This window comes from Wenzhouxiangella sp. AB-CW3 (assembly GCF_014725735.1).
In the GTDB taxonomy this organism is placed as follows: Bacteria; Pseudomonadota; Gammaproteobacteria; order Xanthomonadales; family Wenzhouxiangellaceae; genus Wenzhouxiangella.
The window spans coordinates 2,899,926-2,924,852 of record NZ_CP061368.1 but is presented as its reverse complement, the minus strand read 5'-3'; the positions used below and the strand labels follow the sequence as shown (position 1 = coordinate 2,924,852).

Below are 24,927 nucleotides of genomic sequence, written 5' to 3'. Positions count from 1 at the left end.
CTCAGCCGGCAATGGCCTGCGTGATGACAGTGCCCTGGTAGGCCAGGTAGCCGGCAAACAGTATCAGGGCGGTTGGGCGACCGATCAGTCCCGGGCCGCGGCGCCGCCACACCAGCACGAAGAGCGCAATAGTCATGGCGAACATGATCAGTACGTCGCGATGCAGCAATATCGCCTCGATCTGCATCGGGTGGATCAGCGCGGCAATGCCAAGCACGCCGAGCAGGTTGAACATGTTTGACCCCAGGATGTTGCCGATGGCCAGGTCGTCTTCCCGGCGGAAGGCGCAGGCGGCCGCCGCGGCCAGCTCCGGCAGGCTGGTGCCCAGGGCGACGATGGTCAGGCCGACCACGGCTTCGGATACGCCCACGATCATGGCCAGGCCGACCGCGCCATTGACCAGGATATGGGCACTGAGCGGCAGTAGCACGAGCCCGAGCACAGTCCAGATCACGGCCGTGCGCGTGGCCATGTTCTGCGGGACTTCTCCGGCCAGGCTGGCGGTAACCGGATCCTGTCTTCCGCGAGCCAGCCCCAGGGCGATCATTCCGCCCACCAGCACGGCCAGCCCCGCGATCAGGATCAGCCCGTCGATACGGCTGAAACTCAGGTTCCACATCAATACCAGGGTCAGCAGCATGATCACACCGAGCACCGGAAACTCGCGCTTGAGGGTGATGCGCTCGACCTTGAGCGGGTAAATCAGCGCGGTCAGACCCAGGATGAGGCCGATGTTGGCAATGTTCGATCCAACGGCATTGCCGATGGCCAGGGAGGGGTTGCCGCGCACCGATGCGATGGCCGACACGAGCATCTCCGGGGCCGATGTGCCAAAACCGACAATGGTCAGCCCCACCACCAGCGTGGAGACTCCAAAGTTGCGCGCCAGCGCCGAGGCGCCGGTGACCAGGCGGTCGGCCGCCCAGATCAGCAGGACGAAACCCGCGGCAAGCTCCAGAAGGGCGATGGTCAGGCTCATGGATACACTTTATGCATGCTGGCTGGTGATGGCAGGGCCGATTGCAGTAAACTGGGGAGATCACCTCAGGCAATTCATTGTCTGAACGCTCCGACCCTCAAGCCGCAAGTATTATCGACAATGGACCCATCTGTAATCGAACAGCGTATTCTACAGGCAATGCCCGAGGCCGATGTGCACGTGGAGTCCGACGACAACGTGCACTACCTGGCCCGCATTGTCAGCGACGAGTTCGCCGGCCTCAACCGCATCCAGCGACACCGGCGGATACATGCTGCCCTGGGTCCTGCCCTGGGGCAGGAGATCCATGCGCTCAGCCTGGATCTGAAAACACCGGATGAGGCAGCCGCCTGATCCCCGCCCATTCCTGATACCCGGAAGACAACTGATGGCCAGAATCCAGATTACCGGCGGCCGCCCGCTAGAAGGGACGGTGGCCATTTCCGGCGCCAAGAACGCCGTATTGCCCATGTTGATGGCTTCGCTGCTGACTGAAAAGCCCTGCGGGCTCAGTGGCGTACCCCACCTCAAGGATGTCACCACGTCCATGGAACTGCTGGCCCAGATGGGTGTGGAAATTTCGCTGGGCGAGCATTTCCGGGTCGAAATGGAGGCCCGTGAGCTGGCCGGAGACACTGCTCCCTACGATCTGGTCAAGACCATGCGGGCTTCCATACTGGTGCTTGGGCCGCTGCTGGCCCGGCAGGGTGTGGCCCGGGTGTCCCTGCCTGGCGGGTGTGCCATTGGTGCGCGCCCGGTCGACCTGCACCTCAAGGGCCTCAAGGCCATGGGAGCCGACATTCACGTCGATTCCGGCTACATCGTGGCGCGCGCCGAACGGCTGCGCGGCGCTCGCGTGGTGCTGGATACGGCAACGGTAACCGGTACGGAAAACATCATGATGGCCGCCACCCTGGCCGATGGCACGACCGTGATCGAGAATGCGGCGCAGGAACCGGAGGTGGCCGATCTGGCCGAGTGCCTGATCAGCATGGGGGCCTCGATCTCCGGACATGGCACCAATACCATCACCATCGAGGGACGAGAGCGCCTGGGCGGCTACGATTACACCGTGCTGCCCGATCGCATCGAGGCGGGCACGTTCCTGGTCGCCGCGGCCATGACCGGTGGCCACGTGCGAGTCGTCAATGCCCGCTCCGATACGCTGGATGCGGTACTTGGCAAGCTGGAAGAAGCGGGCGCGAAGATTGAAACCGGCCCCGACTGGATCGAGCTTGACATGGCTGGACGGCGCCCGCGCGCGGTCGATATCACGACGGCTCCGTATCCCGGGTTTCCGACCGACATGCAAGCACAGTTCACCGCGCTCAACGCGATTGCCGAGGGCACGGGCGTGGTGCGCGAGACGGTATTCGAGAACCGGTTCATGCATGTGCAGGAGTTGCAGCGTCTGGGCGCCGACATGCGCCTGGAAGGCAATGCCGTGGTGATCCGGGGTGTCGAAGAGCTGACTGGTGCTCCGCTGATGGCTACAGATCTCCGCGCCTCGGCCTGCCTGGTGCTGGCCGGACTGGTGGCCGCCGGCGATACCGTGGTCGATCGCGTGTATCACATCGACCGCGGATACGAAAATATCGAGGAAAAGCTGCGGCAGCTTGGTGCCCGGATTCAGCGACTGGCCGGCTGACTACTGGTTCAGGTCCTGGTCTTCATTGCCGGGCACCGGGTCTTCGCCGCCGTCGCACAACGGATGACAGCGCAGCAGACGCTTGCAGGCCAGCCAGCTTCCACGCCACGGGCCATGCAGTTCGATGGCCTGCATGGCATAAACCGAACAGGTGGGGTCGAAACGGCATTGCCCGCCGACCCATGGCGAGAGCACGTACCGGTAGGCGCGGATGAGCAGAAGTAGCAGCGTTTGCATCTGGGCTTGCCTGTTACACCCGTCTAGGATATATAATCGACTGTTTTGCAACAACCTGCTTAGAGGCGAGCCATCGATGCCCAGCAAGATCGTTGAATTACCGGAAGGCTACAAGCCCTCGGAAGACGAGGAATACATGTGCCAGGAGCATATGGAGTATTTTCGCCAGATGCTGCTGAAATGGCGCGAGGACCTGATCGAGGAGTCTCAGGAGACGATCAACAACCTGCGCGGTGAAGTGCGCGATGTCGGTGATGAAGCCGAGCGCGCCAGCCGCGAGACCGAGAACAGTCTCGAGCTGCGCACCCGTGATCGTTACCGCAAGCTGCTTGGCAAGATTGACCAGGCCCTGGCCCGTATCGACGACGGCTCGTACGGCTTCTGCGAGGAAACCGGCGAGGAAATCGGTCTGGCACGGCTCGAAGCCCGGCCCATTGCCACGCTTTGCCTGGATGCCCAGGAACGCTGGGAACTCAAGCAAAAGCAGATGCGCGATCGCTGAATCGTTGCTGCCGGGCTGGCCTGGCCTGCAGGTCAGGCCTGTGCCCGGGCGCGGGCCAGCTCGGCCTGGCGCTGGATCTCGCCAAGCATGGCATCCAGGCCGTTAGCGCGGGTCGGCGATAGATGCTGGCTCAGTCCGATTTCATGAACGAATTCCGGTTTCGAGGCGAGGATTTCGTCGGCGCTTCTGTCGGAATACACCCTCAGGATCAGCGCGATCAGGCCCGACACGATGGCCGCATCGGAGTTGGCCCGAAACTTCAGCCGGCCGGCGTCCCCTTCGGTAATTAACCAGACCTGTGACTGGCAGCCATCGAGCAGCCTGTCGTCGGTCTTTTCCGATTCCGGCAGTTCCGGCAGCTTTCGCCCCAGATCAATCAGGTATTGGTATCGATCCATCCAGTCGTCGAACAGGCTGAATTCATCGATGATTTCACGCTGGGCCTGTTCGATGCTCATTGCGTACTTGCCTCCCACTCCGTGCCGTCCGGGCCGTCCTTGAGGACGATGCCCTGATCGGCCAGTTCGTCGCGGATGCGATCGGCGGTGCCGAAATCACGCTCGGCGCGTGCCTTGTTGCGTTGATCGATGAGGTCGCGGATTTCGGACTCGTCAATGGTCACCTCGGCGCGGCGCTGGTCGAACCAGGCGTCGGGATCCGATTGCAGCAGTCCAAGCAGTCCGGCCGAGGCCTTGAGCGTGGCGGCGCGGGATGCCGATTCCTGTCCGTCGGCCTTGCCCAGTTCCCGAGCCAGCCGGTTGATCTCGGCCAGCGCGGTCGGTGTGTTCAGGTCGTCCTCAAGGGCTTCGATGACGGCCTGATCGGGTTGGCCGGCGCTGGTGCCCGCGGGGTGGTCGCGCAAAAGCCCGTAGAGCCGGTCTAGAGTGGCCCGGGCCTGCTCCAGTGCCCGGTCCGACCAGTCCAGCGGCTGGCGATAATGTGCCGAGAGCAGCACGTAGCGTAGCACTTCACCCGGCCATTGCTTGAGCAGTTCGTGGACGATAAGAGTGTTGCCCAGCGACTTGGACATCTTGCGCTTTTCGACCGTGACGAAGCCGTTGTGCATCCAATAGCGCGCGAAGGTGTCGGTGCCATGGGCGCAGCGGCTCTGGGCAATCTCGTTTTCGTGGTGGGGAAAGACCAGGTCCTGGCCACCGGCATGAATATCGATGACCTCGCCCAGATGCTTCGCACTCATGGCCGAGCACTCGATATGCCAGCCAGGTCGGCCGCGACCCCAGGGGCTGTCCCAGCCGGGCTGGTCGTCATCCGAGGGTTTCCACAGCACGAAGTCGGCCGGATGCTTCTTGTAGGGCGCCACGTCAACCCGGGCGCCGGCGATCATCTCGCGCATGTCGCGCTTCGACAGTCGGCCATAGTCCTCGAACTGCTCGACATTGAACAGCACGTGCCCCTCGGCGACATAGGCGCAGTCACGCTCGATCAGCTTCTCGATCATGACGATGATGTCGTCGATATGGTCGGTCGCGCGCGGCTCCACGCTGGGCCGGCCCACGCCCAGTGCCGCCATGTCCTCGTGGTAGATGGTCGCGAAGCGCTTGGAGATGACATCGATGCTCACGCCCTGTTCGGCCGCGGTATTGTTGATCTTGTCGTCGACATCGGTGATGTTGCGGGCATACACGACATTCGGGTAGCGGCGCGCAAGCACGCGATACAGCAGATCGAATATGACCGCCGGGCGGGCATTGCCGATATGGGCGTAGTTGTAGACGGTCGGCCCGCAGGCATACAGGGTGACGCGCTCGGGATCGCGCGGCTCGAAGGTTTCCTTGCGGCCGTTCAGGGTGTTGTGAATTCGAATCGTCATGGAACAGGATACTGGCGAAATCGCGCTACAATCTGCGGGGTAACTCACAAGTCTAACCGATCAGGAAACGCTCATGCCCAATCCCGACGCCCTGCTGTTCGCTCGCCATATCGAGCAGCGAAGCGAGGAAATCGACAAGATACTGACCGAACTGGGATACGACGGCTTGCTGATTCACTCGGGGCGTCCCGAGAATCGACTATTGGATGATCAACATCCGCCGTTTCGTGCCCATGCACCGTTTGCGGCGCTGGTTCCCGAACCCTTTACGCCGGACTGCCTGCTGGAACTCAGGCCCGGTCGCAAGCCCCGTCTGTGGTACTGCCAGCCCGATGATTTCTGGCATCTGCCGCCCGAAGGGCCGGCGTCCTGGTGGGCCCACTGCTTCGACATCGAGATCGTCACCGAACCGGCCGGATGGCACGAATGTTTTGCCGCCCAGCGGGCGCTGGCGGTGATTGGTGACGAACGCGCACTGGGCGGATTGCTCGATGGTGCCGATCTCAATGCGCCGGAGTTGATGTGGCGGCTCGACGAGATTAGGACTCGCAAGACCGCGTGGGAGCGCGAGTGCCTGGCGCGGGCCAACAAGCGGGCCGTGGCCGGTCACCTGGCGGCTGCCCGTGCCTTTCGCGATGGTGGCAGTGAGCTGGAAATCCACCTGGCCTACGTCGCCGCGGTCGGGCAGGACCAGGATCAGCTTCCCTACAACTCTATCTGTGCGGTCAACGAGCATGCCGCGGTGCTGCACTATCAGCACCGCAACCCGGAGCGACCCGCTCAGTCTTTGAGTTTTCTGCTCGACGCCGGGGCCGATACGCTGGGTTATGCCGCTGATATCACGCGTACCTGGACAGGCGAGGAGCACCTGGACTTCGCGGCCCTGATCGAGGCGCTGGACCGGGCCCAGCTTCAGCTCTGCGATGAGCTGCGGCCGGGCGTGTCGTTCGTGGATCTGCATCGCCGGGCCCACCTTGCCATCGCTGGCATCCTCGAGCAGGCGGGCCTGGTTCGCATGGCGCCCGATGAGCAGCTCGAGTCCGGTGTATCGAGTCGCTTCTTCCCGCACGGCCTGGGCCATCACATCGGCGCCCAGGTCCACGATGTGGGGGGGCAGATCGACGCGCAGGGGCAACCCCTGCCGCCGCCCGACGAGTATCCGGCACTGCGCCTGACAAGACGGCTGGAGCCGGGCAACGTGGTCACCGTGGAGCCGGGGCTGTATTTCATACCCTCGCTGCTCGAACCCTTGCGCACCAGCGAGTATGCCGACCGGATCGACTGGGCGCAGGTTGAGGCACTGTCGCCCTATGGTGGCATTCGTATCGAAGACAATGTGCTGGTCAGCGAGGCCGACCCGGTCAACTTCACCCGGCAGGCCTTTGCGGTTGCTGATTAACGACCTCATCATTAAACCGGCAACGATATACCTACGGTGTTCGTTGTGCGGCATTTGCGGCATATGTCCGATAATGCCTTCGCTTCGCGGCCCCGGCCGTTCCGGCCGGGCATTAACCCAGCAACCTGTCTGGTTGCCGGGTTAATAGTAACTACAAGCCGGCATGCAGACTGGCATGCCGGATTCACCCAAAGAACGGATTTTTTCCCATGCCCAGTTTCGATATTGTCTCCGAGGTCGATCACCACGAGGTCGCCAACGCCGTCGACCAGGCCAATCGTGAAGTGGCTACCCGCTTTGATTTCAAGGGCACCGATTCGAGTTTCGAGGTCAGCGAAAGCGTCATTACCCTGAAGACCGAGTCGGAGTTCCAGCTCGGGCAGATGCTGGACATGCTTTATGCCAAACTGGCCAAGCGCGGTATCGACCTTGAAGCCGCCGAGGCCGGCGAACCGGTCATACAGGCAAAAAGTGCGATCCGCCAGGTCACCATACGTGAAGGCATCGATACCCCGCTGGCCAAGAAGATCGTCAAGCACCTCAAGGGCTCAAAGCTCAAGGTGCAGGCCGCCATCCAGGGCGATCAGGTACGCGTGACCGGCAAGAAACGCGACGACCTGCAGCAGGCCATTGCCCTGGTCAAGGAAGCCGAATTCGAGATACCGCTGCAGTTCACCAACTTTCGCGACTGAGTCGAGTTGATTGGTTACCGGCGGTCGATGGTCGAGATCGGCACGGTGACGATGGGCAGACCGAGTGCATCGGTGCGCGTGCGCGCCTGGATGACATCGCCGCGATGTTCGCTGCCGGTCTCGCCGATGTAGTAATACATCTCCGCCACCCCGTGGAACTGTTCCAGGGTGATCAGATTCACGCGCGCGGTCTCGCTCATGCCGGGAATGAACCCCAGCGGCACATAAAAGCCGTGATAGCCCTGGTCGGTGCCCAGCGAGGTATAGAACACGGTCAGCCGGGCATCGGCCGGTTCATCGGCGTCGACCACCTCGATGTCGAATCGACTGGCCAGCTCCATGCGCAGGCGCTCGTCGGCGTAATCGCGAATATCCGGCTGCTGGATGAAGTGACTTTCCATGTGCAGCCGCTGCCCGGCATGACGGTCAAAGTCACTGGATGGCAACTCCCGCACCAGGTCGTCAATGCTGTAAGTCACCAGCCGCTGCGCCGTCGACCCAACCAGCGAATCCTGCAACTGACGACTCCCACAACCACCCAGCAGGCCCAGAACGACCACGACCAGAAGCAGACACCTGAAAGCTCGCGCAAAATCAGTCAAATCCATCCCACCATTATACCCATCTCCCATCTCCCATCTCCCGTCTCCCGTCTCCCGTCTCCCGTCTCCCGTCTCCCGTCTCCCGTCTCCCCCTCTCCCCACCTTTCACCCTTCACCTTTCACCTTTCACCTTTCACCTTTCACCTTTCACCTTTCACCTTTCACCTTTCACCTTTCTCCTCGCACCTCGCACCTTTCACCCACCCTCCCCATGACCTCCAGCACATTGCTTTACCACCACCCATCACCCTAAAATCCCCACCCTGACCCTTATCCCGTGACTATCCGATGGCTTCATCCCGTCAACCGAACATCCTCGTGCGCCTCTGGCTGGGTTTCTGGCGAGGTCTTACCGCATTCCGCATGGCGGTGTTCAATATTCTTTTTCTGCTCGTTCTGGCGCTCGTGCTAGGAATGGTGTTTCGCGGCGGTGATCAGCTCATCATCGAGGACGATACGACTCTGGTTCTCTCACCACGGGGCATGATCGTCGAGGAGTATCGCGGCACGCCGCTGGAACGCATGATCAACGAAGCGCTGGGTCAGGAAGTGCCCGAAACCCGTCTGCGAGACCTGCTGGCGGGACTGGAGCAAGCGGCCGACGATGACCGCATCACCCAGGTGCTGATCAATACCGATGAGCTCTGGGGCGTGGGTACCGGCGTGATGCAGGACCTGGACCAGGCCTTTGCCGACTTTCGCGAGACCGGCAAGTCGGTGATTGCCTATGGCGGATTCATGGGGCAGGGGCAATATTTTCTGGCTTCCCAGGCCGATGAAATCTGGCTCGACCATGAAGGCATGGTGATGTTCGAGGGGTTCGGTCGCTACCGCAACTACTATCGGGAAGGGCTTGACCGGATCGGTGTCGAAGTCAATCTGTTCAAGACTGGCGACTACAAGTCGGCCATGGAACCGTGGGAGCGCAGCGACATGTCCGAGCCCGACCGCGAGGCCAGCGAGTATTTCCTGGGTGGCCTGTGGCAGGACTATCTCGACGCCGTTGCCATGAATCGCGGTGTGCCGGTGGATGTGCTGGTCGACATTGCCGGCGACTATTCCCGGTACCTGGAGCGGGCCGACGGCAATCCGGCCCGGATGGCCCTGGACAATGGGTTGGTCGACCGGCTGGTCAGCCGACCGGAGCTGCGGGCCGAGATGGCCCAGCGGGGTGCGCCGGATGACAACGGCGATTTCCGCCGGGTCGGCTTTCGGCAATTTGTGTCCGGCGATATGCCGGTCAGGCGTCCGGGCACCGGTCAGGTCGGAGTGATCGTGGCTGAAGGCATGATCGTCGAAGGCGATCAGCCGGCAGGCACGATCGGGTCGGAATCGACCTCGCGCCTGATCCGCCAGGCGGCACGCGATGACAGCATCGAAGCGGTGGTCTTGCGAGTCAATTCGGGAGGCGGCAGTGCATTTGCCTCCGAGATCATCCGGCGCGAGCTCGTGGCCCTTCGTGATGCCGGCAAGCCGGTGGTCGTGAGCATGGGCAACGTGGCCGCCAGCGGTGGCTACTGGATCGCCATGGGGGCCAATGAGGTCTGGGCCTATCCGACCACCATCACGGGCTCGATTGGTGTCGTCGGGTTTTTGCCGACCTTCGAGGAAACCCTGTCGCGTATTGGAATTCATACCGATGGCGTGGGCACCACGCCGCTGGCTGGCGCGCTGCGTCCGGACCGTGCCATGAGTGATGAAGTCCGGCAGCTGCTCGATACCATGATCAATGCCAGCTATCGCGAGTTCCTCGGCCTGGTAGCCGAGCATCGCGAGATGGATGTCGGCGAGGTCCACGAGGTGGCCCAGGGCCGCGTGTGGACGGGTACGCAGGCCATGGAGCGCGGTCTGGTCGACCACCTTGGCAACCTCAGCGATGCGATTGCCTCGGCAGCCCGTATTGCCGGGTTGGGTGAAGACTATCGCGTGACCTACGTCGAGCCCGAACTGAAGCCCTGGCAGGCATTTTTCGCCGGCATGGGTGCCCGCGCGCTGGTGGCAGCAGGGTTCGAGCCCGGCAATGGCCTGCTCGATGCCTTGCCGATCGAAACACGCGACGGCCTGATGCGCGATCTCAGGTTGCTCACCGAGGCTACCCGTCGCAATGGCCGGCCCGGCGCCGTCGCCCATTGCCTGTGCGACTCGCCGATGTAATTCAGGGTTGCCTGCCTGTCTCCGGAGTTTGTTCCGGCGGCAGGTAGCCCTGCATTCGCGCCAGTGTTTCCAGTTCCGGAATGTCGCGTTCCAGGGAGCGCAGACGGGCACGCTCGGCACTATCGAGCGAATCTTCCCGCTCCAGCAGTTGCGACTTTTCTCGGCGCTTGAGGCTCAGTGCCTCGCCCAACCGGAAGGCCTCCTCGTATTGCTCTGACCGGCAGTCGGGATGCGTGGTCTGGTCGGCAAGTGCCTGTGCGAATCCACCCTGGGGCGAACAGTCCGGGGAAGTGGCGCAGGCTGCCAACAAATAGAGAGGCGCCAGCCACAGCAGGGATCGTTTCATCGACAGTCCTTGGGTACACTGCAACTCGGAACGATCAGAATAACGCAGCATGGATCCTGTCACCCAGGGAGTTTTCGGCAGCCTGTGGGCCCTGCCGGCCGCAAGACGTGAACAAATGCGCCTGGCCGCTGTCTCCGGCTGGCTTGCGGGCATGGCACCGGACCTGGATGTGCTGATCCGCTCGCGCGAAGACACGCTGCTCTACATTGAATACCACCGACATTTCACCCATTCGCTGACCTTCATCCCGGTCGGCGCCCTGGCGGTTGCCCTGGTGTTGTGGCCGTTGCTGCGCAAGCGCGTAACCTTTGGTCCGCTGTACCTGTGGTGTTTTCTCGGGTACGCCTCGCACGGCCTGCTCGATGCCTGCACGTCCTATGGTACCTACCTGTTCTGGCCTTTTTCGGACTATCGAGTGGCCTGGAACTGGATCAGTGTGATCGATCCGCTCTACACCCTGCCACTGCTGGGTCTGCTGGCCTGGGCGCTCTGGCGTCGCCGGCACTGGGCGATTGCGATGGCCTGGGCCTGGATGCTGATCTACATGGCCTTCGGTGCCCTGCAGAACCATCGGGCCGAGCAGGCACTGATCGACTGGGCGGACGCGAACGATATTGCTATCGAGCGCACCGTGGCCAAGCCGGCATTCGCCAACCTGATACTGTGGCGTGCGCTGGTCGACGACGGTGATGAGTTTCACCTGGTTGCCATTCGCAATGCCCCGGGCAGCGACACCCGGGTGTGGCCGGGCGGCTCGGTTGAATCCTTCGATCCCGAGCCCTTCGACCCGGACAATCGTCTCGGTGATGATTTGCGTCGCTTTGACCATTTTTCCTCGAACTGGCTGTTTCGGTACACGGACTACGATGCCGAAGGCGAATGGTTTGTCGGTGATTTCCGCTATGCCATCGACCCGGCCAGTCAGCGCCCATTGTGGGGCGTGATGTTCGACCCGGATGAGCCCGACGGCCATGCGCGGTACACTACCCCGCGAACCGTGGTCGAGGAGGAGCGCAGGCAGTATGTTGCCCGCCTGCTGGGAGACGACCCCTAAAACACAATCAGAAAAGAACGCATCCCTGCCTGGAGGAGATTGACATGCTTGGTGCCGTTACCGATTTTCTTTGGTCGTACGTGCTGGTGGCCGTACTGGTCATCATTGGTCTCACGTTCACGATCGGATCCCGTTTCGTGCAGTTTCGCTATTTCGGGGAGATGTTCCGGGTGCTGGGCCAGGCATTCAAGCATCACACCGGTCAGGTCTCCTCGTTTCAGGCGCTGACCCTGAGCGTGGCCGGGCGCGTCGGTGCCGGTAATATCGCCGGGGTGGCCGTGGCCATCACCCTGGGTGGACCGGGTGCGGTGTTCTGGATGTGGATGGTCGGCCTGATCGGCATGGCGACCAGCTTCTTCGAGTGCTCCCTGGCGCAGGCCTACAAGACACGCGACCATCGCACCGGCACGTTCCGCGGCGGTCCGATGTTCTACATCCAAAAGGCCCTGGGCAGCCGCGCGCTGGGCATGGTGTTTACGCTGCTGCTGCTGTTCACCTTCGGCCTGGCCTTCGTTGCGCTGCAGTCGTTCACCGCCTCGTCCTCGCTGGAGGGGGCCTTTGGTGTTCCCACGCATGTCACCGGCATCGTGCTGACCATCGTGATCGGCTTCACCATCTTCGGCGGCGTACAGCGCATTTCCCGGGTCACCGAAATCGTGGTGCCGGTCATGGCGGTGGCCTATATCCTGGTTGCGCTGGTGGTGGTGATGTTCAACATCACGGCCGTGCCAACCGCGCTGATGATCATCATTCAGAGCGCGTTCGGCCTGGAGCAGGCCGTGGGCGGCGGCATTGGCGCGGCCATCATGATGGGAGCGCGCCGCGGTCTGTTCTCCAACGAGGCCGGGCTGGGCAGTGCCCCGAACGTGGCGGCCGTGGCCTACGTGCCGCACCCGGTCAACCAGGGCATCGTGCAGTCTTTCAGTGTCTTCATCGACACCGCCATCATCTGTACTGCCACTGCTTTCATCATCGTCATGGCCGGCATGCACGAGATGGGCACGGTCGACAACGGCGTGGTGCTCACCCAGCTGGCGTTGCGCGAGCATGTCGGCCCCTGGGGCGAGACGTTTGTCAGCGTGTCGCTGATGCTGTTTGCCTTCAGCTCCATCCTCTACAACTTCTACCTGGGCGAGAATGCGTCCTACTGGATGAACCCGGACAGCAAGTGGTTCTTCATCGTGTTCCGGATTCTGATGCTGGTCATGATCCTGTGGGGCTCCGTTCAGGAGCTCGAGACCATCTTCAACTTCGCCGACCTGACCATGGCGGTGCTGGCCCTGGTCAACCTGGCCGCGTTGTTCCTGCTGGTCAAGATCTGTTTCCGCCTGATGGACGACTACGAACAGCAGTCACGCACCGGCCAGGTCCCGGTCTTCAAGCCCGAGAATTTCTCCGACCTCGATCTGGATCACGACGCCTGGTCGGATGCCGCTGATGCGGCCAAGCGGTAAGCGGCTAGTGGGTGGGGATCGTGCCGGGCGCCGGTGCGATCCCCGCGCCGTTTGATTGAGCTTTTGGGTAGCGAGGTGCCGAGCGGCCTTGCCCGGGGCCGGAACCGAGGTGAATCGCCGCGTCGATTGACCGAGCCTGCCGGCGCTCTGGTGCCAGTTGCATCTTGGCGGAGTCTCGAACAGGCCAAGCCGGTCTCCAGGTGTGCGGGTTCACGAATTGCGGATGGGCCGTGCCCGCCGCCATCACCTCGAACCCGGCCCCGGTCAAGACCACTCGCCACCTGAAGTTTGTGAGTAGGCTGACGACGAAAAAACTGGCGGCAAAAGCCTTTGCTGATTACTCAAATGATTCAGTGATCTTCCAGCGGGAATTCTTGGAACCGCAGATGAACGCAGATAAACGCAGATTGTTTATTTGACTCATGGGTCATGAATAGGTGCTAGGGGTCGGCGGATCATTGGCGGCCCAACTTTCATATATCCACGAGCTGAGTCGTATGGTCAAAACGCTTTCGGATTGCGGATGATTGCAGCTGTATTCCCATGCATCTGTGTTTATCCGCGTTCATCTGCGGTTTTAGAAAATCAAGTCAGTGCCATTACCAATACCACCCGGTGCCAACTCCACTCCATTCAGGCGGCAGACCGATGACGCTTGAGATAAACCAGCAACTGCGAGATCGCCGCCGGCGTCATGCCGGGGATGCGGCTGGCCTGGTCGATGGTGTGCGGGCGTGAGCGCTTCAGCTTCTCGGTCAGCTCCGCCGAAAGTCCCTTGACCTGCTCATACTCGAAGTCTTCGGGAATCACCTGCTCGGCGGCACGGCGCTGACGTTCGATCTCGGAGTGCTGACGGTCGAGATAGCCGGCGTAGCGGATCTGGATGGCCACCTGCTCGGCCACATTGTCATCATCAACGCCCGGGCCGATGCCCTCGACGGCCATCAGTGACTCGTAGTTGACTTCCGGGCGACGCAGCAGCTCCTCGGCGGTGGTGTCCTTGCGCATCGGGATATCGAGATCAGCACCCACCCGTTCGGCCAGCGGCGAACTGGCGGCGATACGCAGACCTTTGAAGCGCTCCAGTTCGGTGTCGATGGCCTCGCGCCGGCGACAGAACGCCCCCCAGCGCTGATCGTCGATCAGCCCCAGGTCGCGCGCGGTTTCGGTCAGGCGCAGATCGGCATTGTCTTCTCTCAGGTGCAGCCGGAACTCGGCGCGGCTGGTAAACATGCGGTAGGGCTCGGGTGCGCCCTGCGTGATCAGATCGTCGATCAGCACGCCGATATAGGCCTCGTCGCGGCGCGGCGACCAGGGTTCCAGCCCCCGGGCCTGCCGGGCGGCATTGAGTCCGGCCACCAGTCCCTGGGCGGCGGCCTCTTCGTAGCCGGTGGTGCCGTTGATCTGGCCGGCAAAGAACAGCCCGTCCAGATGGCGGGTTTCCAGGCTCGGCCTGAGATCGCGCGGGTCGAAGAAGTCGTACTCGATGGCGTAGCCGGGCCGGGTGATGTGGGCGTTCTTCAGCCCGGCAATCGAGCGCACCAGTTCGACCTGTACGTCGAACGGCAGGCTGGTGGAAATGCCATTGGGATACCACTCGTTGATGCCCAGCCCTTCGGGCTCCAGGAAAATCTGGTGCGAGGACTTGTCGGCAAAACGCACCACCTTGTCCTCGATCGAGGGGCAGTAGCGGGGCCCGCTGCCCTCGATGTGTCCGGCATACATGGGTGAGCGATCCAGGTTGGCGCGAATCAGCTCGTGCGCGGCTTCGCTGGTGCGGGTAATGAAACACGACACTTGTTGCGGGTGCTCATCCGCGCTGCCCAGAAACGAAAAGACCGGTCGGTGCGCATCGCCAGGTTGCTCTTCGAGCCTGGAAAAATCCAGTGTGCGCCCGTCTATGCGCGGCGGCGTGCCGGTCTTGAGTCGTCCCACCGCGAAGGGCAGCTCGCGCAGGCGGGCAGCCAGTGCATTGGCCGGGGCGTCGCCGGCACGTCCGCCGGACTGTCGGGTTTCACCGATGTGGATTCTGCCGCCCAGAAAAGTGCCCGTGGTCAACACCACGGCATGGGCGGAGAAGGTCAGCCCCATGGCCGTCCGTACGCCGGCAACGTGGCCGTTCTCGACCACCAGGTCGTCGACCGGCTGCTGGAAAAGCGTCAGGCCGGGCTGCGACTCGACCATGCGACGAATGGCGCGGCGATAGAGATCGCGATCGGCCTGGCAGCGCGTGGCGCGGACCGCCGGCCCTTTGCGTGCATTGAGCCGCCGCCACTGTATGCCCGCGGCATCTGCTGCCCGTGCCATGGCCCCGCCCAATGCGTCTACTTCCCTGACCAGGTGGCCCTTGCCGATCCCGCCGATGGCCGGATTGCAGCTCATCTGGCCGACCGTTTCGATGGAATGGGTCACGAGCAGTGTACGCGCACCGGTTCGCGCCGCGGCCAGGGCGGCCTCGGTGCCGGCGTGTCCGCCGCCGATGACGATGACGTCAAACTGGTCTGGGTGGCGCATAACGAGCCCAGGTCACTGAATGACCGGCCATTTTAACGGTTTGCTCTTTGCCGGTAAACGTGTGGCCTAGTCGCGATCCCGCTGTCGTCTGCGTTCTCTGGTGCTCGAGCCCCGTTCTGACCCAGACTGCCGATGCAGGCTGGGGCGCTGGCTGCTGGATGAACTGGAGGTGTCGGGGCGCCGGTTGCGACTGCTGCCAGACGATCCGCGCGTGTCGCGGCTGCTGCGTGTGCGGGTCGAGGGTCTGGGACTGGCGGACTCCTGCCGGCTACGGGAGGATGAATCCCGGCGCAGAGACGGCGGGGAGCTGCGTTCGCGGCCTTCCGATTGCGCCCGCGGCGGTGATGATGGCCGGGATTGCGAACGGGGTTGCGATCGCGTTGGCTGCTCCGAGCGTTGCGGTGGTGAACGCAGGATGTTGCGCGGCAGTCGTGGCGGCGAAGGCTGGTTCGTCTGGTCGCGGCGAATGACACCACGATCACTGCGAGCAGGCGAGGGTGACCTTTCGCGCGGTGCGCGCTGCGTATGACGGGTTCTCTGGGGTGGAGCCGAGCGCACGCCGCGTCGTTCGGAACGCGAGGCGGCCGGGATGCGAGGTGCCGTGGTCGGACGCACACCCCGCTGTCGTTCCGGACTGCGTGAGGCCAGTGTCTGGCGCTCACGCAGGGTCTGGATGCGCAGATTCTCCTGGCGGGTGCGTTCGCGGGAACTGTAGTGATAACGCGGAGCCGAGTGACGCCAGTATCCAAAAGCCACGCTGGTATGCGGCGGGCGGTAGACATGACCGCGCGCAGTCCATGGATAGTGGTAACGGTAGGTCACGCCTACATGCGCGCGCGGACCGGGACGATAGCCGTAGTACCAGCCCGGGTACGGGTAGTACCAGGGGTCGTAGCGGTGGACCAGAACGGAGTAGGGGTGGTAATAGCGGCTGAAATAGAAGTAGTCCAGGGACCAGTAGGGGTAGACCACCGGATTGACGTGAACATGGGTGGTTCTGGGGGCGTGATGGCGCTCGTAGTACACGCCGTCGGCACCATAGCGCGGTTGCGAATAGGTGGTGCAGCCGGCCAGTACGAGACTGGCAAGCAGAGCAAGAACCAGGCTGGCGTTGAGTCGTTTCATGGCAGTCTTACCCTATCAGAGCGTGGCTAAACAGGGGCTGAACATCAGGAAACCGGTTCTGCCAGCAGTTTTTCCAGTTCCCCGGTGCTCATACGCTTCTGGGCGCGACCGTCGATGGGGCTGGGCGGGGCCTGCAGTGCTTCGCGACCGATCATCAGCAACAACTCCACGGTTTGCCCTCCGGCCTCGATGACCACGATTTCAAGATCCCGGAATCCACCGTCATGCCAGCGAATCCGGCGCGACTCCTGCTCGAAGGGGAGGCCTCGGTCGAGCAGGAAGTGCACGATGGCGTCGGGGTCGTCGGCGAACACGTGCAGGCTGATGCGCGAAAATTCGTCGGCCGTGCCTTCCAGTACCGGTCCGACCAGGCGTGGGCGGAAGGGGGCCAGAAAACGCATGGCCGAGAGCGCGCCGCGGCGCAATTCCTCCAGTACGGCGGCATGCTCTTCACCGCCATACAGGGACTGCCACTCGCGCAACGCCTGTTCCACCTCGGCGTTGGACGGCAGGCTCATGCGCGAAGACAACCCCAGGTGACCGGCTGCCTTCTGCTTGGCGGCAAAATAGCTGCGCTGGCCCTCGGTGGCCATGATGCGCGCCGCCTCGGCGGCTACTTCCTGTCGTACCCGGTTGTTTCTTCGGCTCATCGCTTCAGAAGATATCGTAGGGGTCGGCGTCGTTGCGCGCATCATCCGCGTCTTCCAGGGGCGGCATGTTGTCGGCATGGAACCATTCCTGAACAGCCCCGCTGGTGCCGGGACGAACCCGGCGGCCGGTTTCCGGGTTGATCAGGGCCTGGGCCAGACCAACCGGCATGGGCTGGTGGTGTTCGGGGCGATCATCGAGTGCCACGGCCATGAAATCCACCCACAGCGGAAGTGCGGTTCGTCCGCCCTGCTCCTGGCGCCCCAGCGACTGGTTGTCGTCCATTCCAAGCCAGACAGTGGTGACCAGCCCGCCGCCGTAGCCGGCAAACCAGGTGTCGCGCAGATCGTTGGTGGTGCCGGTCTTGCCGGCCAGATCGCTGCGATTCAATGCCAGGGCCCGACGCCCGGTGCCCCCGGTGACCACATCCGACAGCATCGAATCGATCAGCCAGGTCGTTTGCGGTTCCAGTACGGACGGAGCCCGATTGGGGCGCGGCGGTCCGGCCAGGGCAGGATTCTCCTCCAGTGCCGTGGGGTCGGCACGGTCGCCGTTCAGGGTGGGGCGACGCAGTCTCGGCAGCGTGCTTTGGGCCTCTGATTCCTCTTCGGCGACGGGCTGGGGCGCGGGTGGAATATCGGGGCAGTTCCGGCACACCGTTGTCCATTCCGGCTCCATGACAATGCGGCCGTCACCGTCGACCACGCTGTGCAGGTAGCGCGGTTCGACAGCGTATCCGCCGTTGGCGAATACGGCGTAGGCCGCCGTCATGCTCATTGGGGTCAGCGAGGCTGAGCCCAGAGCCATGGAGGGGCCGTTGGGTAGCTCGTTGCGTTCGAATCCGAAGTCGGTGATGTAGTCGCGTGCGTAATCCAGACCCATGTCCATGAGCAGGCGAACGCTGACCAGGTTGCGGGAGTGGATCATGGCATCGCGCAACCGCGTGGGGCCATGGAAACGGCGGCTGAAGTTGGTTGGCCGCCATTCGCGTTCCATCGACGGGTCGTCAAGCACCACGGGCGAGTCGTTGACCATCGAGGCGGCGGTAAAGCCGTGGTCGAGTGCCGCGGCGTAGATGAACGGCTTGAATGCCGAGCCGGGCTGGCGTCGACTCTGGGTGACCCGGTTGAACTGGCTGCGCCCGAAATCCAGGCCGCCGACCATGGCCACGACGGCCCCGGTTTCGGCGTCCATCGAGACCAGTGCAGCTTCGGCTTGCGGGATCTGGGCCAGGCGCCACTGATCGTCAACCAGCCTGAGCCGGACCAGATCGCCCGGGCTGACTACATCGCTGACCGCCTCGGGGCGGGCGCCCACGGTATCGGCGGATATGAACGGCCTGGCCCAGGTCACATCATCCAGCGTCAGCTCAACGGCTTCACCGCCGCGCAGTACCAGCCGGGCGGACTCGTCATCAGCCTGCACCACGACAGCAGGCTGCAGGTCGGCCACGGCGCGCACGCGATCGAGTTCGGTCCGCAGGGCTTCCTCGTCTTCGAGCAGCTCTTCGGCTATACGTTGTTCGGCACCGCGCCAGCCGTGCCGGCGATCGTAGGCCTGCAAGCCGTCCCGCACCGCCTGGTCGGCGGCACGCTGAAGCCGGGAATCAACCGTTGTCCAGGCACTGTAGCCGCCGGAATAGGCCTCTTCAGCACCAAATCGACCGACCACGTCGCGACGCACCATTTCAGTGACCCAAGGTGCGTTCAGGGCGACGACCGGGCCGTGGTAGCGGGCGGAATTGGGCTCGGATCTTGCCTCGGCATGCGCCTGTTCATCGATATAGCCCAGGCCCAGCATGCGGTCCAGGATCCAGTTGCGTCGGATCATGGCCTGGCGCGGGCCCGACAGTGGATTGTCGCGCGAGGGCGCCTTGGGCAGGGCGGCAATCATGGCGGCCTCGGCCAGGGTCAGCTCATCGAGGCGCTTGCCGTAGTAAACCTGGGCCGCGGCTCCCACTCCGTAGGCCCGGTGCCCGAGAAATTCCTTGTTGAGGTAGAGTTCGAAGATCTCGTCTTTCGACAGTTCCCGTTCGATCTTGATGGCCAGCAGCATTTCCCGCAGCTTGCGGGTGATCGAGTAGTCGGTGCTCAGAAAGAACCGGCGTGCAACCTGCTGCGTGATCGTGCTGCCACCGGGTACACGACCACGGCCCATGGAGCGCGCATATAACCAGGCGCCGCGCACGGTGCCGCGCCAGTCGATGCCCGGATGAGAGTAAAATCTGTCATCCTCGGCGGCCAGGAATGCGCGTTTGAGGTGTTCGGGCATGTCCTCCAGTGCGATGGGGAGCCGGCGCTGCTCTCCGATCTCGGCCATGAGCTGATCGTCCTCGGAGTAGACCCGCAGGGGCACCTGTAGTCGGACGTCCCGGAGCGACTCCACAGAGGGCAGTGTGGGCACGATTGTCAGCCACAGCACTAGCACCCCGATGGCACCTAGTGCTAACATCAGGAAAAACAGGCGGATAGAAAAAACTATTAAAGGCTTTATTCGGACCATCAGTTGTGGTAAATGTAGGGCCAGACAAGTCGGGACATGCGATGCTTTGACGCAGACCGGCAATAAAAGTGCCCCTGAATCCTGACGCATGAGGCGGCTTTGATCCGGAGGGTAGCACAGACATATATTGAGTTCGGCCGGTGAGCAAGGGGGTCGGTCGGGCCGACGAGGAAATTTGAGTGAGAGGGCATTCAGGCTTTCGGCCTGGCCCAGGTCGACCAGAGGGCAATTGACATCATAATGAGTGGACTAATCAGCAGGCTGATGGGAACGGCAGCGCCGCCTCTGGTGGGCGTCGACATCGGCTCAAGCAGCATCAAGGTTCTGCAGCTCAGCCAGAGTGGATCAGGGCACCGTGTCGAGGCATTTGCGCTGGAGCCGGTGCCCGAAGGTGCGGTGAGCGAAGGCATGATCAGCGAACCTGACGAGGTGGCCGAGGCGCTCAAGCGGGCCATCAAGCGTTCGGGAACCAAGGCCAAGCATTGCGCCATGGCGGTCGCCGGAGCCGCGGTGATCAGCAAGATCATCACCTTGTCCTCGGATCTGTCCGAAGACGATATCGAAGCGCAGATCGAGGTCGAGGCCAACCAGTACATCCCCTACCCGCGCGAGGAGGTCAGCCTGGACTTCGAAGTGCTCGGGCCCTCTCCGCGCAACGCCGAGCTGGTCGAAATCCTGTTGGCCGCGTCGAAGACCGAGCACGTGGACATGCGTCGTGAGGTGGCCGATCTGGCTGGCCTGGAAGTGCGGGTGATCGACGTAGAATCCTTTGCCGTGGCCAACGCCTTCGATCTGGTACGCCGGCGCGCTGGCATCGACGAGACCGAAACCATCGGGGTGCTCAACATGGGATCGAGTGCCTCGACGCTGATTGCCCTGCGCGGTAATCGCAGCATCTATAGTCGTGAGCACGGCTTTGGCGGGCAACAACTTATCGAGGAGTGCATGCGTCGCTATGGCATGGACCAGGAACAGGCCAGTTTCCTGCAGCGCGGTGAAGAGCCGCCGGCCGGATTCGAGGATGAGCTGCTTGAGCCGTTTCGCCAGAGCGTGATCCAGCAGATCAGCCGGGCCCTGCAGTTCTATTCATCGTCGAGCGACTATTCTGGTATCAACACGCTATTCCTGACCGGTGGATCAGCCGCCACGCCGGGGCTGGCCGAAGCGCTGGGAGATGAGGTCGGCATGTCCTGCGAGTTGGCCGATCCCTTGCAGGGCATGCGTCTTGCGCCGTCAGTGAATGCCGGCGAACTCGAGCGTGTACGGCCGTCGTTTACCACAGCCTGCGGGCTAGCCTTGCGGGGGTTTGACTGATGGCGAGAATCAACCTGCTGCCATGGCGTGAGAATCTACGCCAGGAGCGACAGAGGAATTTCATGATCGGGCTGGGGGCTACGGCTCTTCTGGCCATTGGCGTGGTCCTGGTCGCCAATCACCTGGTCACCCGGCAGATCGACGGACAAGATGCACGAAACAGTTTCCTCGAGTCCGAAATTCGCCAGCTGGATCGTGACATCGCGCGGATCGAGGAACTGGAAGAGACGCGCAGTCGCATGTTGTCGCGAAAGGAAGTCATCGAAGAACTTCAGGAGCACCGTTCGATGTCGGTGCACTTGTTCAACTACATGGCACAGACGGTACCCGATGACCTTCGTCTGACGACAGTGCGGCAGTCCGGCAGTACCCTCACAATTCGTGGTCGCACGCAATCGGAAACCCGGGTGTCGGAGTACATGCGCAACATTGAGTCGGCGGGCTGGCTGCATGATCCGACACTCAATATCGTCGAGGCATTGGAACGGGATGGGCCGGATCTGCCGTATCGCTTTGAGTTACGGGCGCGATTGGGTTCCCCGCCAGCGACCGACGAGGAGAATTGACAGATGGATCTTTCGGAACTCAGGGATCTCGATTTCAACAACCTTGGCTCGGCCTCTATCGGGGTCAAGATCGTGCTGTTGAGCGTGATCTCGATCCTCATTCTCGTGGGTGGCTATCACTTCATCATCAAGGACAAGCTCCAGACCCTGGAGCAGCGTGAGCGTGTCGAGTACGAGCTCAGGGAAGAGGTGGAAGAAAAGCAGCAGAAGGCGGCCAATCTGGAAGCCTATGAGCAGCAACTGGCCGAGATGGAAGAAATGATCGAGGTCATGATGCGGCAATTGCCCTCGCGGACAGAAATGCCCGAGCTGCTGATCGACATCTCCCAGACTGCGCTGGGAACCGGGATTGTCAATGAATTGTTCGAGCCGCGCGACGAGGTCGTGCGGGACTTTTACGCCGAGCAGCCGATCAATGTTCGCATGATCGGCACCTATCATGAATTCGGCAATTTCGTCAGTTCGGTCGCCGCGTTGTCGCGCGTCGTCATCCTGACCATGCGTGATATCTCGCTGCAGCCCATCGAGGGCTCGACTCGATTGAGGCTGGAGGGCGTGATCACGACCTACCGTTACCTGGAAGAGTCCGAGATGGATGCCGGTGGAGGCCGTTGATGATTGCACGAGTTGCTAAGAATCTGGTTTTGATGGCGGCGGTTGTGCTGCTGGCTGCCTGCGCACGCGGCACGGGCGACCTGGAAGAATGGGTGGCTGAAGTCCGTGATCGCCCACCGGAGCCGATCGATCCAATCGAGCCGATTCGTCCGGCCGAAGTGGTTTCCTACGAAGCCGATGGTCTGCGCGATCCGTTTCAGATCCGTGCCCAGCGCGAGGAAGAGGACGAAGATCCGGATGAAGAAGTGACTGACGGGCTCAGGCCCGACCCGGATCGGCGGCGGGAATACCTGGAAGGCTTTACCCTCGATGCCCTTGAAATGGTGGGTACCCTGGAGATGGAAGACACGCTATACGCGTTGATTCGGGATACCGAGAACGTGGTCCACCGTGTGACTGAAGGCAATTATCTGGGGCAGAACCACGGAGAGATTCTTGAAGTGCGGCCAGACCGCGTGGTCTTGCTCGAACTGGTACAGGATGGCCGCGGCGACTGGATGGAGCGACGTGCCAGCGTGGCCCTGGCAGAACAGTAACGGGAGCTTCCCTTGTTAGGAATGAACATGATGTTGAACACTTCACGGGTGACGAACGGGAGAAGGGCGATGGACAGCACTGTCAAGATCGTCGCGGTTCTGGTCGGGCTGCTCTGGCTGGTTTCGGCAACGAATGCCGCGGAGTTGACCGGAGTCGATGTAGAAAGCGCCGCCGGTGAGATCCGATTCACGCTTGAGGTCGATGGTGATGTGACCGATCCAAGCGTATTTACCACCGATGAGCCGGCGCGTATCGTGCTTGAACTTCCCGGTACTTCTTCGCGTGTCAGCTCTTCACGCGTGCCGGTGGATATCGGTCCGGCACGAAGTTACACCGCACTGAGTGCCGATGGTCGTGCCCGACTGGTTGTCGACCTGTCGCGCCCGATTCCACACGAGGTCGAGGTGTCCGGCAATCGTGTCGTACTGGTTCTGCAAACCGGCGCTGATGCCCCGACACCGGCGGCAGCGAATCGAGCACCTTCGGTTGCGGCGGCCGGCGCCTACGAGGTTGCGGGGCTGGACTTTCGTCGCGGCCCGGATGGTGAGAGCCGGGTGCTGGTCAACCTGGATCAGCCTGGTGTCAACATTTCGGTCAACGAGAGAACCGGCGGATTGCGGCTGACCCTGTTCAATACCGAGTTGCCACAAGAGCATTTTCAGCGCCTGGATGTCACGGACTTCGCCACTCCGGTTGAGAAGATCACACCGGAACAGCGGGGCGAGAACGTACGTGTCAATATCGATATCGCCGGTGCCTACGAGCATCTGGCTTACCAGTCCGACAACCAGGTGATCGTCGAGGTGGCCCGTCCGCCCGAAGAAGCGCCGATGGACAGGGAGCTGACGTTCTTCGAGGATCGAGAATACGAAGGGACTCGCATGACCCTGAACTTTCAGGACATCCAGGTGCGTTCCCTGCTGCAGCTGATTGCCGAGGTCTCGGATTTCAATATCGTCGTGTCCGACTCGGTCAGCGGCAACCTCACGCTGCGCCTGACAAACGTGCCGTGGGACCAGGCGCTGGATATCATTCTCGAGACCAAGAACCTGGACATGCGCCAGTCCGGCAACGTGATCTGGATTGCCCCCACCGCCGAGATAGCCGATCGTGAGCAGCAGATTCTGCGTGCTCGCGCCGAGCGCCAGACGCTCGAGCCACTGCGTACCGCGATGATTCCGGTCAGCTATGCCAACGCCGATGAACTGGCTGACCTGATCAGAGCGGCATCGGCTGTTGATACGGATCAGCGAATCGACGCGGGCCTCCTGTCCGAGCGGGGCTCTGTCACCATCGATGAGCGGACCAATACGCTGCTGGTCAATGACACGGCCGAGCGGATCGACGAGATCCGTGATCTGGTGTCCGAGCTGGATCGTCCTGTGCGCCAGGTTCTGATCGAGTCGCGGATTGTCATCGCCCGTCACGACTTCAATCACCAGCTCGGGGTTCGGTTCGGTGTTACAGGCGCGCGCCAGGATTCGCGCGGCAACCTGTACTCGACATCCTCATCTTCCACGGCGCTGGACCAGATCAACCAGAGTGCACTGGAGAACCGGCGTGACGGACGCGGCTCTTCCACCCCGGTCGACATGCCCTCCGTGGGAGATCGTCTCAATGTCAATCTCCCGGTCGCCGATCCAGCCGGCAGCCTCGGATTCAGTCTTCTGGCTGCCGACTTTCTGCTCGATCTCGAGCTGTCGGCGCTGGAGAGCGAAGGCCGCGGCGAAGTGATCTCAACCCCAAGAGTGATCACGGCCAACCAGTCGGAAGCCTTTATTCAGCAAGGTGTGGAGATTCCCTACGAGGCCCGCCAGGCCGGTGCCCAGGCCGGGGCGATCAACGTGGAATTCCAGGAAGCGGTCCTGGAGTTGCGCGTGACACCGCTGATTACTCCCGACAATCGCATCCAGCTGTCGCTGAACGTCAAACAGGATACGGTCGGCGAGATCTTCAACAATATCCCGTCCATCGATACACGGGAGCTGGGAACCCGGGTCCTGGTGGAGAACGGCCAGACCGTGGTGCTGGGTGGCATCTACCAGGAAGAGCGCAACTTCACCGCCACGAAAGTGCCGGTCCTGGGCGATGTGCCGGGTATCGGACGCCTGTTCCGACAGCGCAGCACCAGCGACGAAAAGAGAGAATTGTTGATCTTCGTTACGCCACAGATTCTCGACGATCGCGTAGCGTTTGATTGATCGCACC

Annotated in this window: 24 protein-coding genes; 14 read left to right on the top strand and 10 right to left on the bottom strand. The window is 62.3% G+C overall.

The genetic code is table 11. The features are described 5' to 3' along the window. Nucleotide 1: 1 nt before the first annotated feature. Nucleotides 2-979 (bottom strand): calcium/sodium antiporter, encoded by a 978-nt coding sequence (locus IC757_RS12680; protein WP_190974665.1) that lies wholly within the window; start codon nucleotides 977-979, stop codon nucleotides 2-4. Nucleotides 980-1,099: 120 nt separating this feature from the next. Here IC757_RS12680 and IC757_RS12675 point away from each other — a divergent pair, with 120 nt between their 5' ends. Together IC757_RS12675 and murA are read left to right on the top strand one after the other, a co-directional pair. After that, nucleotides 1,100-1,333, top strand: coding sequence for a BolA family protein (locus IC757_RS12675; protein ID WP_190974664.1), 234 nt, complete (start codon nucleotides 1,100-1,102; stop codon nucleotides 1,331-1,333). 34 nt (nucleotides 1,334-1,367) lie between these two features. After that, nucleotides 1,368-2,627, top strand: coding sequence for a UDP-N-acetylglucosamine 1-carboxyvinyltransferase (murA, locus tag IC757_RS12670; RefSeq protein WP_190974663.1), 1,260 nt, complete (start codon nucleotides 1,368-1,370; stop codon nucleotides 2,625-2,627). On the opposite strand, the gene yidD is transcribed toward murA, so the two are convergent. Next, on the bottom strand, nucleotides 2,628-2,864 hold the full coding sequence (gene yidD / locus IC757_RS12665) for a membrane protein insertion efficiency factor YidD (protein WP_190974662.1): 237 nt from the start codon (nucleotides 2,862-2,864) through the stop codon (nucleotides 2,628-2,630). A 76-nt stretch (nucleotides 2,865-2,940) separates the two neighbouring features. Here yidD and dksA point away from each other — a divergent pair, with 76 nt between their 5' ends. Next, nucleotides 2,941-3,366 carry an RNA polymerase-binding protein DksA gene (dksA, locus tag IC757_RS12660; protein WP_223846128.1) on the top strand — a complete coding sequence of 142 codons (426 nt, stop codon included), beginning with the start codon at nucleotides 2,941-2,943 and terminating at the stop codon, nucleotides 3,364-3,366. Nucleotides 3,367-3,398: 32 nt separating this feature from the next. On the opposite strand, the gene IC757_RS12655 is transcribed toward dksA, so the two are convergent. Continuing rightward, nucleotides 3,399-3,824, bottom strand: a complete 426-nt coding sequence (locus IC757_RS12655) for a SufE family protein (RefSeq protein ID WP_190974660.1) — start codon at nucleotides 3,822-3,824, stop codon at nucleotides 3,399-3,401. Next, nucleotides 3,821-5,197, bottom strand: coding sequence for a cysteine--tRNA ligase (cysS, locus tag IC757_RS12650; protein WP_190974659.1), 1,377 nt, complete (start codon nucleotides 5,195-5,197; stop codon nucleotides 3,821-3,823). Before cysS ends, IC757_RS12655 begins: the two co-directional genes overlap by 4 nt. A 73-nt stretch (nucleotides 5,198-5,270) precedes the next feature. On the opposite strand from cysS, the gene pepQ reads away from it, so the two are divergent. Both pepQ and IC757_RS12640 read left to right on the top strand, forming a co-directional pair. After that, entirely contained in the window at nucleotides 5,271-6,596 is a 1,326-nt protein-coding gene (gene pepQ / locus IC757_RS12645) for a Xaa-Pro dipeptidase (RefSeq protein WP_190974658.1), read from the top strand. Nucleotides 6,597-6,805: 209 nt separating this feature from the next. Continuing rightward, complete coding sequence (locus IC757_RS12640; protein WP_190974657.1) at nucleotides 6,806-7,288, top strand: YajQ family cyclic di-GMP-binding protein; 483 nt, start codon at nucleotides 6,806-6,808, stop codon at nucleotides 7,286-7,288. Nucleotides 7,289-7,302: 14 nt separating this feature from the next. On the opposite strand, the gene IC757_RS12635 is transcribed toward IC757_RS12640, so the two are convergent. Then, nucleotides 7,303-7,896, bottom strand: a complete 594-nt coding sequence (locus tag IC757_RS12635; RefSeq protein WP_190974656.1) for a hypothetical protein — start codon at nucleotides 7,894-7,896, stop codon at nucleotides 7,303-7,305. 282 nt (nucleotides 7,897-8,178) lie between these two features. Between IC757_RS12635 and sppA the strand changes: the two genes are divergently transcribed. Continuing rightward, entirely contained in the window at nucleotides 8,179-10,044 is a 1,866-nt protein-coding gene (gene sppA, locus IC757_RS12630; RefSeq protein WP_190974655.1) for a signal peptide peptidase SppA, read from the top strand. 1 nt (nucleotide 10,045) lies between these two features. Here the strand turns inward: sppA and IC757_RS12625 are convergent, their stop codons facing one another. Beyond that, on the bottom strand, nucleotides 10,046-10,390 hold the full coding sequence (locus tag IC757_RS12625) for a hypothetical protein (protein WP_190974654.1): 345 nt from the start codon (nucleotides 10,388-10,390) through the stop codon (nucleotides 10,046-10,048). A gap of 49 nt (nucleotides 10,391-10,439) precedes the next feature. On the opposite strand from IC757_RS12625, the gene IC757_RS12620 reads away from it, so the two are divergent. From IC757_RS12620 to IC757_RS12610, 3 genes are all read left to right on the top strand, one after another. Further along, complete coding sequence (locus IC757_RS12620; protein WP_190974653.1) at nucleotides 10,440-11,444, top strand: metal-dependent hydrolase; 1,005 nt, start codon at nucleotides 10,440-10,442, stop codon at nucleotides 11,442-11,444. Between the two features lie 44 nt (nucleotides 11,445-11,488). Next, on the top strand, nucleotides 11,489-12,898 hold the full coding sequence (locus tag IC757_RS12615; protein ID WP_190974652.1) for an alanine/glycine:cation symporter family protein: 1,410 nt from the start codon (nucleotides 11,489-11,491) through the stop codon (nucleotides 12,896-12,898). Nucleotides 12,899-13,128: 230 nt separating this feature from the next. Next, complete coding sequence (locus IC757_RS12610) at nucleotides 13,129-13,317, top strand: hypothetical protein (RefSeq protein WP_190974651.1); 189 nt, start codon at nucleotides 13,129-13,131, stop codon at nucleotides 13,315-13,317. Nucleotides 13,318-13,531: 214 nt separating this feature from the next. Here the strand turns inward: IC757_RS12610 and mnmG are convergent, their stop codons facing one another. From mnmG to IC757_RS12590, 4 genes are all read right to left on the bottom strand, one after another. Next, a complete protein-coding gene (gene mnmG, locus IC757_RS12605; protein WP_190974650.1) occupies nucleotides 13,532-15,412 on the bottom strand; it encodes a tRNA uridine-5-carboxymethylaminomethyl(34) synthesis enzyme MnmG in 1,881 nt (626 codons plus the stop codon). Between the two features lie 66 nt (nucleotides 15,413-15,478). Further along, on the bottom strand, nucleotides 15,479-16,537 hold the full coding sequence (locus IC757_RS12600) for a hypothetical protein (protein ID WP_190974649.1): 1,059 nt from the start codon (nucleotides 16,535-16,537) through the stop codon (nucleotides 15,479-15,481). Between the two features lie 44 nt (nucleotides 16,538-16,581). Then, on the bottom strand, nucleotides 16,582-17,187 hold the full coding sequence (locus IC757_RS12595) for a hypothetical protein (protein WP_190974648.1): 606 nt from the start codon (nucleotides 17,185-17,187) through the stop codon (nucleotides 16,582-16,584). 4 nt (nucleotides 17,188-17,191) lie between these two features. Further along, nucleotides 17,192-19,636 (bottom strand): penicillin-binding protein 1A, encoded by a 2,445-nt coding sequence (locus IC757_RS12590; RefSeq protein ID WP_190974647.1) that lies wholly within the window; start codon nucleotides 19,634-19,636, stop codon nucleotides 17,192-17,194. Between the two features lie 291 nt (nucleotides 19,637-19,927). On the opposite strand from IC757_RS12590, the gene pilM reads away from it, so the two are divergent. From pilM to pilQ, 5 genes are all read left to right on the top strand, one after another. Then, complete coding sequence (pilM, locus tag IC757_RS12585; protein WP_223846127.1) at nucleotides 19,928-21,001, top strand: type IV pilus assembly protein PilM; 1,074 nt, start codon at nucleotides 19,928-19,930, stop codon at nucleotides 20,999-21,001. After that, entirely contained in the window at nucleotides 21,001-21,567 is a 567-nt protein-coding gene (locus IC757_RS12580) for a PilN domain-containing protein (RefSeq protein WP_190974646.1), read from the top strand. Before pilM ends, IC757_RS12580 begins: the two co-directional genes overlap by 1 nt. A 3-nt stretch (nucleotides 21,568-21,570) precedes the next feature. Further along, complete coding sequence (locus IC757_RS12575) at nucleotides 21,571-22,182, top strand: type 4a pilus biogenesis protein PilO (protein WP_190974645.1); 612 nt, start codon at nucleotides 21,571-21,573, stop codon at nucleotides 22,180-22,182. Further along, nucleotides 22,182-22,718, top strand: coding sequence for a pilus assembly protein PilP (locus IC757_RS12570; protein ID WP_190974644.1), 537 nt, complete (start codon nucleotides 22,182-22,184; stop codon nucleotides 22,716-22,718). The genes IC757_RS12575 and IC757_RS12570 overlap by 1 nt, the downstream gene beginning before the upstream one ends. Nucleotides 22,719-22,787: 69 nt before the next feature. Further along, the gene (gene pilQ, locus IC757_RS12565) at nucleotides 22,788-24,920 is read left to right on the top strand and encodes a type IV pilus secretin family protein (RefSeq protein ID WP_190974643.1); all 2,133 of its coding nucleotides are present in this window, start codon (nucleotides 22,788-22,790) and stop codon (nucleotides 24,918-24,920) included. Nucleotides 24,921-24,927 lie beyond the last annotated feature (7 nt).